Here is a 13,049-nt window from a genome sequence, read left to right as displayed (position 1 = left end):
GATCTACATAAAAAGGATAATAATCGCATGACATATAATTTGCCACTCTTTTATAAAAACTTCTAGAGGGAGTTGTGCCGTGATCAATCTCTACTACTTTGCATTTTGGAGCCGCAAAAATAAGGTTACAAATCCTGATCCATGCGGTCCAACTATTATTTTTGCTTTATTAAAAAGCCAGGCCTATTCATACGGGGAGGATAGCTCTAGATATATTACCTTAAAACCGAGTTTCTCAATTTTTTCTATTAATTCTTCTTCATTAACTATTTTTCGGGTAGAAGCGTATTTACGAGAAATATATATTTTATCGTATGCTTTACTATTATCTTTAATAAAAATATTTCTTAAATCTTTTTTTAGCCATAAAGGCAAAGGTGTACCTTTTACCGGAATAAACGGTATAGATGGAACAATTCTAGTAGCCTGAATTATACAGTCACTATTTACTACAAAAAGCTTATCTTCCGGTATATCTAAATAATTTAATACTATTTCTAATGACTTAATTTGCCATGAATATTTTAAATTATTAATATAGATACGATCATATTCAAGATCTGATTCTTTTAATATAATTATAATCTAGGCAAAATTTGTAGCAGCTAATGATACCAATTTTCAGAACCAGAAGATGAAATTACTGCTAATTTTCCATTAAAATATAAAGGATTTTCTGTATTAATATCTCGTTTTTTATTTAATAAACGATGTTAATCACCTAAGCTTATTTGAGTATCTTGTAGAATATAACCTTCTTGAGTTAAAATTCCACCTTCATTAATTACTGTGCCGTTTGGTAACTCTAAAATAAATTGATCAGTATTTTTTTTAAATAGCTTTTTAATTTCTATGTTAGATTTTAACGATTCTCTGGAAATAAATTGATGTTTATTCTTTAATGCGTAAGCATTACTAATATAGAAAAAGGTGAAAATTATGAATATAAAATATCCCATAAAGAGAAAGAACAGATAATTAAAAATTTGCATTGCAAGCTTGGCAGCGACTTACTCTCCCATGCCTTATGACATAGTACCATTAGTGCTATGAGGTTTCACGTTCGAGTTCGGGATGGGATCGTGTGTTTCACTCATGCTACAACCACCAAGCTAGCAATACAAACTTTTAAAAGATAGATTTGTATTAGTTTGCTGTTAATATTGTTGCACGACTCAAAAAAAGTCTTAACATTATATCCTAACTTTTACTACGATACTCAGCAAAATAATTTTTACTGGATACCGTGGTCAAGCCACGGTATGACATTAGTCATGCAACAACATCTTTATTAGTTGATAAAGCTGTATATAAACCTGATAACTTTGTGAGTTGATACTACATTAGACCTATTCGGAAACTCTACTTCTAGGGGTAATTTGTATGTCGATCTGGTACTCAAATCCTCACGTACTCAAGTGTACGCTACGGTTCTGTGTTCCGTGTCTCCTTCAAATTCCTCCCTATAAGCAAATTTCTAAAAAGGTTTATTCTTATAGAATTAACACTATATGCATATGTAATCTCACAGCAAAGTAAATCAATCGAGCTATTAGTATCGGTTAGCTACACACATTACTGTGCTTCCACACCCGACCTATCAACGTGGTGGTCTTCCACGGCTCTAATAGGGAAGTCTAGTTTTGAGGTAGGTTTCCTGCTTAGATGCATTCAGCGGTTATCCCTTCCGTACTTAGCTACCCAGCTGTGCCGTTGGCACGACAACTGGTCCACCAGGGGTACGTCCACCTCGGTCCTCTCGTACTAAAGGCAGATCCTCTCAAACTTCCTACACCCACGGCAGATAGGGACCGAACTGTCTCACGACGTTCTAAACCCAGCTCACGTACCACTTTAATCGGCGAACAGCCGAACCCTTGGGACCTTCTCCAGCCCCAGGATGTGATGAGCCGACATCGAGGTGCCAAACGATTTCGTCGCTATGGACGCTTGGAAATCATCAGCCTGTTATCCCCGGAGTACCTTTTATTCGTTGAGCGATGGCCCTTCCACTCGGGACCACCGGATCACTATGACCGACTTTCGTCTCTGCTCGTCTTGTCAGACTCGCAGTCAGGCTAGCTTATGCCATTGCACTCTAAAAGTTGATTTCCGACCAACCTGAGCTAACCATCGCGCGCCTCCGTTACTCTTTGGGAGGCGACCGCCCCAGTCAAACTACCCACCATGCATTGTCTCGGATCCTGATTCAAGGATCTCGGTTAGATGTCAAGAACCAAAAGGGTGGTATCTCAAGGGTGACTCCACAAAGGCTGACGCCTTCGCTTCGTAGTCTCCCACCTATCCTGCACATCTGATTCCTAACACCAGTGCAAAGCTATAGTAAAGGTTCACGGGGTCTTTCCGTCTGACCGCGGGAACTCCGCATCTTCACGGAGAATTCAATTTCGCTGAGTCGATACTGGAGACAGTGGGGAAATCGTTACGCCATTCGTGCGGGTCGGAACTTACCCGACAAGGAATTTCGCTACCTTAGGACCGTCATAGTTACGGCCGCCGTTCACTGGGACTTCAATTCAGAGCTTGCACCCCTCCTTTTAATCTTCCAGCACTGGGCAGGCGTCAGACCCTATACGTCGTCTATTGACTTTGCAGAGCCCTGTGTTTTTAATAAACAGTCGCTACCCCCTAGCTTGTGCCACCTGCACATGGTTGCCCATATACAGGTCATCTTTCTTCCGAAGTTACAGATGCAATTTGCCTAGTTCCTTCAGCATCGTTCTCTCAAGCACCTTGGTATACTCTACCTGTCCACCTGTGTCGGTTTCGGGTACGGTCTTTATGGACCTCTCACATAACTTATTTCTAGAGGCAATTTGTGTGTCGATCCGATACTCAAATCCTCACGTACGCTTATGTACGCTGCGGTTTTGTGTTTCGTGTCTCCTACAAATTTCTCTCTATAAAGTAAGTTATGTGAGAGGTCCATGTGAAGGTGTTATTTCCTGGAAAATATTCACTGCACAATCAATCCAATAAGACTGTACAATTTACTATTTTCGTCACATCCTTCAGGTTCAGGAATATTAACCTGATTCCCATCGATTACGCCTTTCAGCCTCATCTTAGGGGCCGACTAACCTTGCACAGATTAACTTTACGCAAGAACCCTTGGACTTTCGGTGAGAATGTTTCTCACATTCTTTATCGCTACTTATGTCAGCATTCTCACTTCCGATACCTCCAGCAAACCTTACGGTTCACCTTCGCAGGCTTACGGAACGCTCCGCTACCATTTATGCCAAATGCATAAATCCGCATCTTCGGTACATGACTTGAGCCCCGTTACATTGTTGGCGCAAGAAAACTTATTTAGACTAGTGAGCTATTACGCTTTCTTTAAATGATGGCTGCTTCTAAGCCAACATCCTAGTTGTTTTGGTCTTCTCACATCCTTTAACACTTAGTCATGATTTAGGGACCTTAGATGGCGGTCTGGGCTTTTTCCCTCTCGACTATGGACCTTAGCACCCATAGTCTGTCTGCTATGCTGTACTCGTCGACATTCGGAGTTTGATTGAGTTTGGTAAGTCTGTGGGACCCCCTAGCTCATTCAGTGCTCTACCTTCGACGGTAATCGCTATAACGCTCTACCTAAATAGATTTCGCGGAGAACCAGCTATATCCGAGTTTGATTGGCCTTTCACCCCTAACCACAACTCATCCCCTACTTTTTCAACAGTAGTGGGTTCGGTCCTTCAGCGGATTTTACTCCGCTTTCAACCTGGCCATGGCTAGATCACCCGGTTTCGGGTCTAATTCATCTAACTAAACGCCCTATTCAGACTCGCTTTCGCTATGCCTACACCTAACGGCTTAAGCTTGCTAGATAAACTAAGTCGCTGACCCATTATACAAAAGGTATGCCGTCACAAGACATATAAATACGCTTGCTCCGACTGCTTGTAAGCATTTGGTTTCAGATACTATTTCACTCCCCTTGTCGGGGTACTTTTCACCTTTCCCTCACGGTACTTGTTCACTATCGGTCACTAGAGAGTACTTAGGCTTAGAGGGTGGTCCCCCTATGTTCAGACAGGATTTCACGTGTCCCGCCTTACTCAAGGACTTCAAACTTTTTACCTATACGGGACTATCACCCTCTATGGTCAACCTTTCCATGTTGTTTTAGTTATTTTTTTGAAGCCACTGGCCTGGTCCGCGTTCGCTCGTCACTACTAACGGAGTCTCGGTTGATGTCCTTTCCTCCAGCTACTTAGATATTTCAGTTTGCTGGGTTTGCCTCATATAACTATGTATTCACTATACAATACCTAATAAATTAGGTGGGTTTCCCCATTCGGAAATCTTCGGATCAAAGTTTATTCGCAACTCCCCGAAGCTTATCGCAGCGTATTACGTCCTTCATCGCCTTCTAATGCCAAGGCATCCACCAAATGCTCTTATTATATTTACTTACGCTTTTTTACTTGAGATTACACGATGCATACAGAATTAATTTCACAATTATTTTCAGTATCTACTCACGATATAAATTTTTATTATCGTGGTGTATTTAGTTTTTAGCTTTATCAACTTTTTAAACAGCTACAAAGTTTTACGTTTCAAACTTTGTGTGATGATTTTATATCTATATTTTTAAAGCTTGTCAAACACTAATTTCAAATAATTTTAATTTTATTTTTTATGAGGGAGCTTAAAGTTATTTTAACCTCTTTTTAAAGTAGGCTTTATCGGCTTTTTGTTTAGACCTGCGGTCTCTATTTTGTATCTACCTTACCGTTAAAATCTTCAAAAAATAATCTGCCTTTTTGTAAAATATTATTTACTGCTTTCATTTTTCCTTCTCTGCTTATCAAACCGCTTTGAGTTTTAACAAACAATAATTTCAAAGAGTTAGTTAATATTTTTTAATACATATTAAAAAATATTGTTAATTATTATAAAGCGGCTATTGATATAATTATGCATTGCTCTTTCCACGCAATATGGTTTTTCTAAAAAATATATAGAGGTTTATGGATACTATTAAAATAGAAAAATTAACTAACTATTATTTTAATATATTTAAAATAGCTTTATATATTAGATCAATAGCACCTTTATATGATATTAGTTTTACAGAGGAGATATTTTCTTGGTCTGAACCTAACTTTCGTTACAATCAAATAGATAATTTAGATACTATAATAATGAAAAATGATAACATAGCAATAAAGGGGAATTTTTATACTCCATTAGGACAATACAAATTATTTGGGTCATTAAGTTATACAATGGAAAGCCACATAACAGAGTTTAATAATCATCTAAAAACAAAGTTTGGTATAATTGAATTAAAACCTCAAGGGGAACGTCATGGTCAATATGGAACATATGCATTTACAAAAGATTGCGATGGCAATACTTTAAGCGTTCCTCAAGACTATACAAAACACTTAAAAAATTCTTCTACTGAGGGTTACACAGATAGCGAAAGCCAAGAGATCTGGAAAGAAATCAAACCAAAAATAGTAGAATTAAATAACGATTTTGAAAATAGAATGAATAAATTTAAAAATGCTATAAATAAGGATAATTATGAACCGATGCTTACTTATCTCCTCACTCCTAATTATTACAATAAACAGCACTTTCTTATTCATCTGATCTATCTATATTGGATGAAGTAATATTGCCTTTAATATATAATGGACTTGATCTCCTTAAATGTTTAGGAGATTCACAAATTTTACCAGATAATGCATAAGTAATCTCATCGTAAATAAGGATAAATCTTATCCTTATTTTTCATTATTCTAATATTACTCCTTTTAAAATATTTGTACCATGCAAGAACTCGGAAGTAGGCAAAGCTCGTTTTCCTTCTTGCTGCAAAATTTTCACTCGTAATATACCGCTTCCGCAAGCTATTTCCAGCTTATCGCTAATAACGGTACCGGAAGTAAAGTGATGATCCGCATTTAAATATTCTGCTTTAAGGATTTTAATTATTTTATCATTATAACTAAAATATGCTCCAGGCCAAGGATTCATCCCTCTTATTTTACAATCTATTTTATATGCGGATTCATGCCAATTAATCTTTCCTTCTGCCTTTGTTAGTTTATGAGCATACGTAACGCCGTCGCTTGACTGTTTTATCAGTACTATATTATCGATATTTGCAAGTGTTTTTATTAGTAATTCAGCTCCTAAATTAGCACATTTATTATGCAATTCTTTCAGCGTTGTTCTTTCTTCTAAATCAAAATCTTCTTTCATCAATATATCGCCTGTATCAAGCCCTGCATCCATACGCATAATACATACACTACTTTTTCGGTCACCCTCTATAATGGTACGCTGCAAAGGTGCTGCTCCTCTATGACGAGGCAAATCGGACGGATGGATATTAAGACAACCGTATTTTTTAGCTTCTAATATAGCTTTCGGCACAATAAAACCATATGCAATAACAACTATAATATCAGCATTAACTTTATTAATTAGATTTATTATTTCATCATTACGAAGAGTAGAAGGAGTATAAACAGGAATTTGATGCTCAAATGCTAATTGATGTATCGGGGATTTAGCTAGGTTAAGTCCTCTACCCTTAGCTTTAGGTTGCTGTGTAAAAACAGCCATAACTTCGTGATGAGTTATAAGTTTTTTAAGAGCGGGAACGGCGAATTCAGGCGTTCCCATAAAGATTACTTTCACACTATATTATTTTTGAGTTTCTTAAGCTTACGAAGCACTACATCTCGTTTCAGACTACTTAAATAATCAATCATGAGCTTACCTTCTAAATGATCATACTCATGCTGGATAACTCTTGCAAGCCAATCATTTGCCTCAAGCTCTTGTTGCTTATTATGATAGTCTAAATACCTAATCTTTATAGATTCCGGTCTCGCGACATCAACACGTTGCTCCGGTAATGAAATACAGCCCTCATTAGCTATAACTAGCTCTTCTGATTTTTCTATTATTTCGGGATTTACTATAAAAAGCGGATAAAAATCTTTTGGCCTTTCTACTGGATCATGATCCTTTATATCAATTACCATAATACGTTTTAATACTCCCACCTGCACGGCAGCGAGCCCTCCCCCATCCTCATGGTACATAGTTTTAACCATATCATCCATAAATTTCCGTGTTTGGTCGGTAACTTCTAAAACCGGTTGAGATTTCTGCTTTAATCTTGGATCAGGTGCTGTTACTATTGATAATATTGACATAATTTAATCTTAATATTTTATTTTAATATACCATAAAACCCACTACATGTAAAGAAAAGCAGCAAACCTATCTAATTGTGGCAATAGTTGCATAATAAACTCACCTAATAATAATAATTTATTGAGTTAATAATATTTAGTAAAAAATAATAGTAAATATCAGATAACATGTTAATAAATAAGGCTTGCATAAAATTAAGGAGGAATAATAATGCATTGGGGTGATATTGAAGAAATTGCCGAACAACTCGAGGAACATTATAGCGATCAGTATAATGAAAAAAAAATTTCATTATCAAAACTAGAAAAATTGATTAGAGATTTTGAAGATGAAGATAAAAAAGTTGAAGAAGTTACGTTAGAAGAAATTCTAGATAAGTGGGAAGAAATACGAGAAATGAATTAAGTAGTTATTTTCAGGCATTTATAAATTAACTTTATAAAAATATATTATAAATAACAATAATATAGCAACTGCCTGAAAAAACACTCTCAAAGTCATTAGCTTTGAGCTAAATTTCTTATCAAACTTTCCTCCGATAGCCATCGACACTACCCCTATAACAAGAACTGCAACGGTTAAACCAATCGCGATTAATAACCATATCATAATTTATTACCAATATATAACTTTCCACACAAAGATTATAACCTTGTTGCGTGGATATCCAATCGTCATTGCGAGGAAAATTATAAAGTAATTTGACGAAGCAATCTCAGGAGTTTGTTATTATTTCATGAGATTGCCACGCAGCCTATGGCTGCTTGCAATGACGACTTAGGTATCTACGCAAAATGCTTTTGCAGGAATGACATCGAGAGCCTTTTAAGAGCTATGCGGGAATAACAACGCCTCAGCCCTTACACCTCTTCAGGTTGCTCTAAACCTTCTTCCTCTAATTCACTATCCTCTTCACCATCGGCACTTTCAGCAATGAGAGAAACAGATACGACTTTTTCACCGTCATCTAGCTTAAACAGGATTACGCCGCTAGTGTTACGTCCCGTAATACGCACTGACTCAAGTTTACAGCGAATTAACTTGCCATTATTAGTGATCAGCATTAACTCATCATCCATTTTGACCGGCATAACACCGACGACTAAACCGGTTTTGTCGTTAATATCCATATTGATTATACCGCTACCGCCACGATCGGTAATTCTATAACCATATGCCGAGCTTCTTTTACCAAAACCGTTCTCTGTAACCGTCAAGATAAATTCTTCGGAATTTGCCATTTCTAAAATAGCCTCAACAGTTAAGCTTACGCCAAGTTCTTCAGGATTAAACGCCTCACCTTTAGCAATTTCAAGTCTCTGCTCCCACGGCACAGATAAATAAGCATCTCTATCTTCTTTTGTACTACTAATACCTTTAAGCACAGTCATAGAAATCACGAAATCATCTTTGGCTAGTTTCATACCTCGTACCCCATCGGAAGTACGACTTTTAATAACACGCAATGATTCAACAGGGAATCTTAAAGCTTTACCGGCTTTGGTGGCAAGTAAAATATGCTCGTCTTCTTTACATGGTTTTACGTCAATTAATTTATCGTCCTCATCAAGCCTAATAGCAATTTTACCGTTTGACTGAATCTTCTTAAAGTCTAGCAAATCGCTCCTTCTGATGTTACCCTTGGCAGTTGCGAACATAATATTTAAATTATCCCACTCATCCTGATTTTCAGGTAGCGGCATAATATTCGTAATATGCTCATTTTCTTTCAGCGGTAATATATTAACCATCGGTCTTCCTTTACCTTGCGGATTACTTAAAGGAAGCTTATAAAGCTTTAAGCTATAAACCTGACCGATATTTGAGAAGAACAACATTGGCGTATGAGTACTACTGACAAAAACTTGCGTGGTAATATCTTCATCACGCATTGAAAGCCCTGATCTTCCTTTACCGCCACGTTTTTGCGAACGATAGCTACTTAGAGGTACACGTTTGATATACCCACCAAGCGTTACGGTTACCACCATCTCTTCACGCTGAATTAAATCTTCTATATCTTGATCAAATTCGCCGAATTCAATTGAAGTAAGACGAGGAGTCGCAAATTCTTCTTTAACTTTAATTAGCTCTTCCTTTAAAATCTCAAGTAACCTTGTACGAGAGCCGAGTATATTAAGATATTCGGTGATTTCCGTAGCGAGGTTCTTTAAATCCTCTTCAAGTTTGTTTTTCTCCATAGCGGTCAGGCGTTGCAATCTCATTTCTAAGATTGCCTTAGCTTGCACTTCGGTAAAGTTACATTTGCCTTGCTCATTTAACATTGCTTTATCATCAACCAGCTTTACAAGAGGTAGGATATTTAATGCTTCCCACTGGCGAGCCATTAATTCTTGTTTAGCTGTATTCGGGTCATTTGAAGCTTTAATAATACGTATTATTTCATCGATATTACTAACGGCAATAGTTAGTCCTAGTAAAATATGTGCTCTATCTCTTGCTTTATTTAGCAAATATATAGTACGGTTAGTAATTACCACTTCCCTAAAACTAACGAAAGCTGCGATTACTTCTTTCAAATTCATCACTTTCGGTAGCCCGTCTTTAAGAGCAAGCATAATAACACCGAAGCTAGTTTGTAGCTGCGTACATGCATATATTTGATTTAAGACTACTTCAGCAACTACGTCTTTCTTTAACTCAATAAAAATCCTTACACCGTTTTTATTCGATTCGTCACGTAAATCACTTATACCTTCTATATGCTTTTCCTTAACCATTTCAGCGATTTTCTCAACGAGCCTTGCCTTATTTACCATATACGGTATTTCGGTAATAATAATTGCGTGACGATTATTACTGATATTCTCAATCTCGGCTCGACCTCGCATAATGATACTACCTCTACCGGTAAGATATGCCGATCTAATACCGCTAATACCTAAAATCATTGAACCCGTAGGGAAATCAGGTCCTTTAACAACTTCTAGTAAATCTAAAATTTCTATATCGTTATTATCTATATATAAACAGCACGCATCGATAACCTCACCAAGATTATGAGGCGGGATATTAGTTGCCATACCGACCGCAATACCTCCGCTACCGTTAACCAATAAATTGGGAAACATTGCAGGAAGTACAGAAGGCTCTTCTTCAGAACTGTCATAATTAGGGTTAAAGCTGACGGTCTCTTTATCGATATCCTCTACGAGCTTATGTGAAACTTTAGCCATTCGAGATTCGGTATATCTCATTGCCGCCGCCGCATCACCGTCCATCGAGCCGAAATTACCCTGCCCATCCACAAGCGGCAGACGCAAGGAAAAATCTTGTGCCATACGTACTAATGAATCGTAAATAGCACTATCGCCGTGCGGATGGTATTTACCCATCACGTCACCGACTATTCTAGCAGATTTTCTATAAGGTTTACTAGCATGATTACCGGCTTCATGCATGGCATAGATAATTCGGCGATGTACCGGCTTTAAGCCGTCCCGAACATCCGGTATAGCTCTACTTACTATAACGCTCATAGCATAATCAAGATAAGATACTTTCATCTCATCTTCGATATTTACCGGTACTAAATTAGAAGAATATTTATCAGTCACGATTACTTAGCCTTAAATTTAATGAATTATATTTAATAATAGAGACATAATAAATTTCTTTCAAGGATTGCTTGTATTTACTTTTTTCTTTGAAAGGCAGTATTAAAACTCCTTTAGAAAGGAGGTTTAAAATAATGTGTATCCAAGATAAAAGGGGATTTTCATTTTGGATACTAATTTAATTTGATCCTAAAATTTCTACATAATTATTATTTTCTATACTAGTATCACTTTGAAACTCATAGAATGGATTAGTCAAACTTATTGCTTTATATAATTGGTTATTCTCTAATTCTATAGTCTAATTCCTTATTGATGAACCACGCATTTATATTTTCGTCATAGATAAATAAATCTTTAGCTGATGATTCTAATTCATTTAAATCATCTCTAGAAAATCCGATTTTACTTAAATCATTGTTAATTCTATTAATCAAATATCCTCTTTCTATTAATAGCTTTAGCAAGCCATATTCACCAAATTAAGTGTGCTGTTCCTACACAACATACAATATCTTTATTATATTCTTTAAAGTAATGATCTATTTTAGTTATCCATGCTGTGTTACGTTGTTTAATGGGCATTGGGCTATCATCTGATGGGATCATATCTGTCAATATATGCCCTTTCAAATATTCTAAAGACATGATATTCATCCCTCTTGAGTCGTCTACACAGGAAATAACATAATTCTCAAGGCACTTTATATCTATACCTTGCATGGTGTTTGCCTCATCCAAGTTCAGCACTAACTTTCCTTCTTATAGATTAATGTCTTGCTAATTCAAAATCCATACCTTTATGTCCTCCGTCTAGAGCAGCAAGCATTATAACCCCTTCATGAGATAAATCATGTAATTTAAGATTTAATTCCGATTTATGAGATAAAGCTTTTGCTGCTATCTTTAATATTCTTGGATCAATATCATCATGTGTACTATCAGCATTTTCATTTAGCAAATTTAATTTTGAACAAAATTGTAATCTCTCTGAAACAGATTTTTCTCCATCTCCTTCGGTAATAAGTATTTTCTGTTTCAATAAAAATTCTTTTGCTACCGTTGGTAAGAAATCTATGCTTAAAGAATGTACTGACCCTAATAAATAAGCGGCTTTATTACCACGACTAAATTCAAATAAAAACATACCAAACTTCAAAAAGTTAATTAATTTTAACTAAACTTAAGTATATATATTGAGCTAAGTTTTATTGTCAATAAGGATTTTTAGAGAAGTAGAAGGTATTGCCTAGAAAAAGTTGATAATTTGAAAAGTTTACGTCTGAGCTATGGAAAATTACGAAGTAATTGACAAAACAATCCAGTAAAAAATGCTAATTTATAGCATTTTTTAATCTTTTTCTGGATTGCCACGCTCCTTTTAGTCGCTCGCAATGACGATATCAACCGTTTCTAGGCAATGACATAATCGTAAGAGTTAACAAACTTTATTATATATTATTTTATACTTTCTAAATATAATGAACGCTGCTCTATTCTTTTTATTTCATCTACTGTTACCTGTTCTTCTAGCGTTTGTTTAAACTTAGATCTTAGTTTTTCTAAATCTTTATTTTTCTTAGAAATCGGTAATATTTTAGATAATAATGTATTATTTTTGTTGAACATGTAATTACTCCCTATTGATTAAACTTAAATTGCTCAAGTTTCAACCACCGAAGAGAAATAAACTCTTGGTGGTCTATGTATTTAATAAGTGTTTAGAATAATGCATAATTCTAGATACTGTAAGGAGGTAACGATGGTGGTCAGGTTATTAATTTAATTATAATTAATGAACCGTGCCCCGGTGTGTTACTCCTTACTTAATTTGGTTCCAAACAATCAATAGAGCAAGGGGTTATTCACGATCAACCATTAAGATCAAGTGAATAACCCCCTAGCTCGTACATAGGACAGGAGAGAAAAACATAACAAAGCATATTTTTATAGGTATCGATGTATCTGAAGATACTTTAGACGTCTGGTTACACCCATTGAATAAATATAAAGTTTTTAATAATGATCAATAACATTGTTAAAAACAAACGACCTTGGCAGGAGCAATATAAACAAATTATCTTGACTTCTTAAACACAATCACCAGGGCGTTAGTAACATACCCTATAGAACAACAGCTATGATAGGCTTTAGGCTTAAAGTTTACACCTTAAACCTTGGACATACCTAATATCTCCCCGACCATGAAAAAGTTGAGGAGCATTTTTAAATGGGTAATGCTAACCATCTGTGTAAAGG

Annotated in this window: 12 protein-coding genes, 2 rRNA genes and 2 pseudogenes; 2 read left to right on the top strand and 14 right to left on the bottom strand. The window is 36.0% G+C overall.

The genetic code is table 11. From position 1 onward, the window contains the following. Window positions 1–183: 183 nt before the first annotated feature. From RAS_RS09375 to RAS_RS09365, 6 genes and pseudogenes are all read right to left on the bottom strand, one after another. Complete coding sequence (locus RAS_RS09375; protein WP_232049276.1) at window positions 184–375, bottom strand: glycosyltransferase 61 family protein; 192 nt, start codon at window positions 373–375, stop codon at window positions 184–186. A gap of 338 nt (window positions 376–713) precedes the next feature. Continuing rightward, window positions 714–959, bottom strand: a complete 246-nt coding sequence (locus tag RAS_RS09370) for a hypothetical protein (RefSeq protein ID WP_232049275.1) — start codon at window positions 957–959, stop codon at window positions 714–716. A gap of 38 nt (window positions 960–997) precedes the next feature. Continuing rightward, a 5S ribosomal RNA gene (rrf, locus tag RAS_RS01750) occupies window positions 998–1,112 on the bottom strand. 233 nt (window positions 1,113–1,345) lie between these two features. Further along, a pseudogene (locus RAS_RS01740) lies at window positions 1,346–1,477 on the bottom strand (palindromic element RPE1 domain-containing protein); the annotation flags it as partial. A gap of 54 nt (window positions 1,478–1,531) precedes the next feature. Next, a 23S ribosomal RNA gene (locus RAS_RS01730) occupies window positions 1,532–4,439 on the bottom strand. 250 nt (window positions 4,440–4,689) lie between these two features. Beyond that, a pseudogene (locus RAS_RS09365) lies at window positions 4,690–4,871 on the bottom strand (hypothetical protein); the annotation flags it as partial. 129 nt (window positions 4,872–5,000) lie between these two features. Here RAS_RS09365 and RAS_RS01725 point away from each other — a divergent pair. Further along, entirely contained in the window at window positions 5,001–5,654 is a 654-nt protein-coding gene (locus tag RAS_RS01725) for a hypothetical protein (protein ID WP_147141799.1), read from the top strand. A gap of 121 nt (window positions 5,655–5,775) precedes the next feature. Here the strand turns inward: RAS_RS01725 and fmt are convergent, their stop codons facing one another. Beyond that, window positions 5,776–6,687: a methionyl-tRNA formyltransferase gene (gene fmt, locus RAS_RS01720; protein ID WP_147141796.1), complete on the bottom strand. Its 912-nt coding sequence runs from the start codon at window positions 6,685–6,687 to the stop codon at window positions 5,776–5,778. Continuing rightward, window positions 6,684–7,211 (bottom strand): peptide deformylase, encoded by a 528-nt coding sequence (gene def / locus RAS_RS01715; RefSeq protein WP_147141792.1) that lies wholly within the window; start codon window positions 7,209–7,211, stop codon window positions 6,684–6,686. Before def ends, fmt begins: the two co-directional genes overlap by 4 nt. Before the next feature lie 211 nt (window positions 7,212–7,422). Between def and RAS_RS01710 the strand changes: the two genes are divergently transcribed. Further along, window positions 7,423–7,617 carry a Fe-S cluster assembly protein IscX gene (locus tag RAS_RS01710; RefSeq protein ID WP_147141789.1) on the top strand — a complete coding sequence of 65 codons (195 nt, stop codon included), beginning with the start codon at window positions 7,423–7,425 and terminating at the stop codon, window positions 7,615–7,617. 18 nt (window positions 7,618–7,635) lie between these two features. Here RAS_RS01710 and RAS_RS01705 read toward each other — a convergent pair whose 3' ends face one another. The 6 genes from RAS_RS01705 to RAS_RS08455 form a co-directional block, all read right to left on the bottom strand. Next, a complete protein-coding gene (locus RAS_RS01705) occupies window positions 7,636–7,821 on the bottom strand; it encodes a twin transmembrane helix small protein (protein WP_147141784.1) in 186 nt (61 codons plus the stop codon). A 251-nt stretch (window positions 7,822–8,072) separates the two neighbouring features. Next, window positions 8,073–10,790 (bottom strand): DNA topoisomerase (ATP-hydrolyzing) subunit A, encoded by a 2,718-nt coding sequence (gene gyrA, locus RAS_RS01700; RefSeq protein ID WP_147141781.1) that lies wholly within the window; start codon window positions 10,788–10,790, stop codon window positions 8,073–8,075. Window positions 10,791–11,071: 281 nt separating this feature from the next. Continuing rightward, window positions 11,072–11,227 (bottom strand): hypothetical protein, encoded by a 156-nt coding sequence (locus tag RAS_RS08460; protein ID WP_156790193.1) that lies wholly within the window; start codon window positions 11,225–11,227, stop codon window positions 11,072–11,074. A gap of 37 nt (window positions 11,228–11,264) precedes the next feature. Further along, window positions 11,265–11,513 carry a hypothetical protein gene (locus RAS_RS01695; protein ID WP_147141777.1) on the bottom strand — a complete coding sequence of 83 codons (249 nt, stop codon included), beginning with the start codon at window positions 11,511–11,513 and terminating at the stop codon, window positions 11,265–11,267. Between the two features lie 46 nt (window positions 11,514–11,559). Beyond that, the gene (locus RAS_RS01690; protein ID WP_147141774.1) at window positions 11,560–11,937 is read right to left on the bottom strand and encodes a hypothetical protein; all 378 of its coding nucleotides are present in this window, start codon (window positions 11,935–11,937) and stop codon (window positions 11,560–11,562) included. Window positions 11,938–12,248: 311 nt separating this feature from the next. Continuing rightward, entirely contained in the window at window positions 12,249–12,419 is a 171-nt protein-coding gene (locus tag RAS_RS08455; protein ID WP_172616106.1) for a hypothetical protein, read from the bottom strand. Window positions 12,420–13,049: the final 630 nt, after the last annotated feature.

This window comes from Rickettsia asiatica (assembly GCF_007989425.1).
GTDB classification, from domain to species: Bacteria; Pseudomonadota; Alphaproteobacteria; order Rickettsiales; family Rickettsiaceae; genus Rickettsia; species Rickettsia helvetica.
The sequence above is the reverse complement of the archived record's forward strand: the minus strand, read 5'-3'. Positions and strand labels throughout refer to the sequence as shown.

Excerpts from the sequence above, each read along its gene's own strand:
- RAS_RS09370 (WP_232049275.1), bottom strand. The coding sequence starts at position 959 with ATGGGATATTTTATATTCATAATTTTCACCTTTTTCTATATTAGTAAT.
- RAS_RS01725 (WP_147141799.1), top strand. The coding sequence starts at position 5,001 with ATGGATACTATTAAAATAGAAAAATTAACTAACTATTATTTTAATATA.
- def (WP_147141792.1), bottom strand. The coding sequence starts at position 7,211 with ATGTCAATATTATCAATAGTAACAGCACCTGATCCAAGATTAAAGCAG.
- RAS_RS01710 (WP_147141789.1), top strand. The coding sequence starts at position 7,423 with ATGCATTGGGGTGATATTGAAGAAATTGCCGAACAACTCGAGGAACAT.
- RAS_RS01705 (WP_147141784.1), bottom strand. The coding sequence starts at position 7,821 with ATGATATGGTTATTAATCGCGATTGGTTTAACCGTTGCAGTTCTTGTT.
- RAS_RS01695 (WP_147141777.1), bottom strand. The coding sequence starts at position 11,513 with ATGCAAGGTATAGATATAAAGTGCCTTGAGAATTATGTTATTTCCTGT.
- RAS_RS01690 (WP_147141774.1), bottom strand. The coding sequence starts at position 11,937 with ATGTTTTTATTTGAATTTAGTCGTGGTAATAAAGCCGCTTATTTATTA.
- RAS_RS08455 (WP_172616106.1), bottom strand. The coding sequence starts at position 12,419 with ATGTTCAACAAAAATAATACATTATTATCTAAAATATTACCGATTTCT.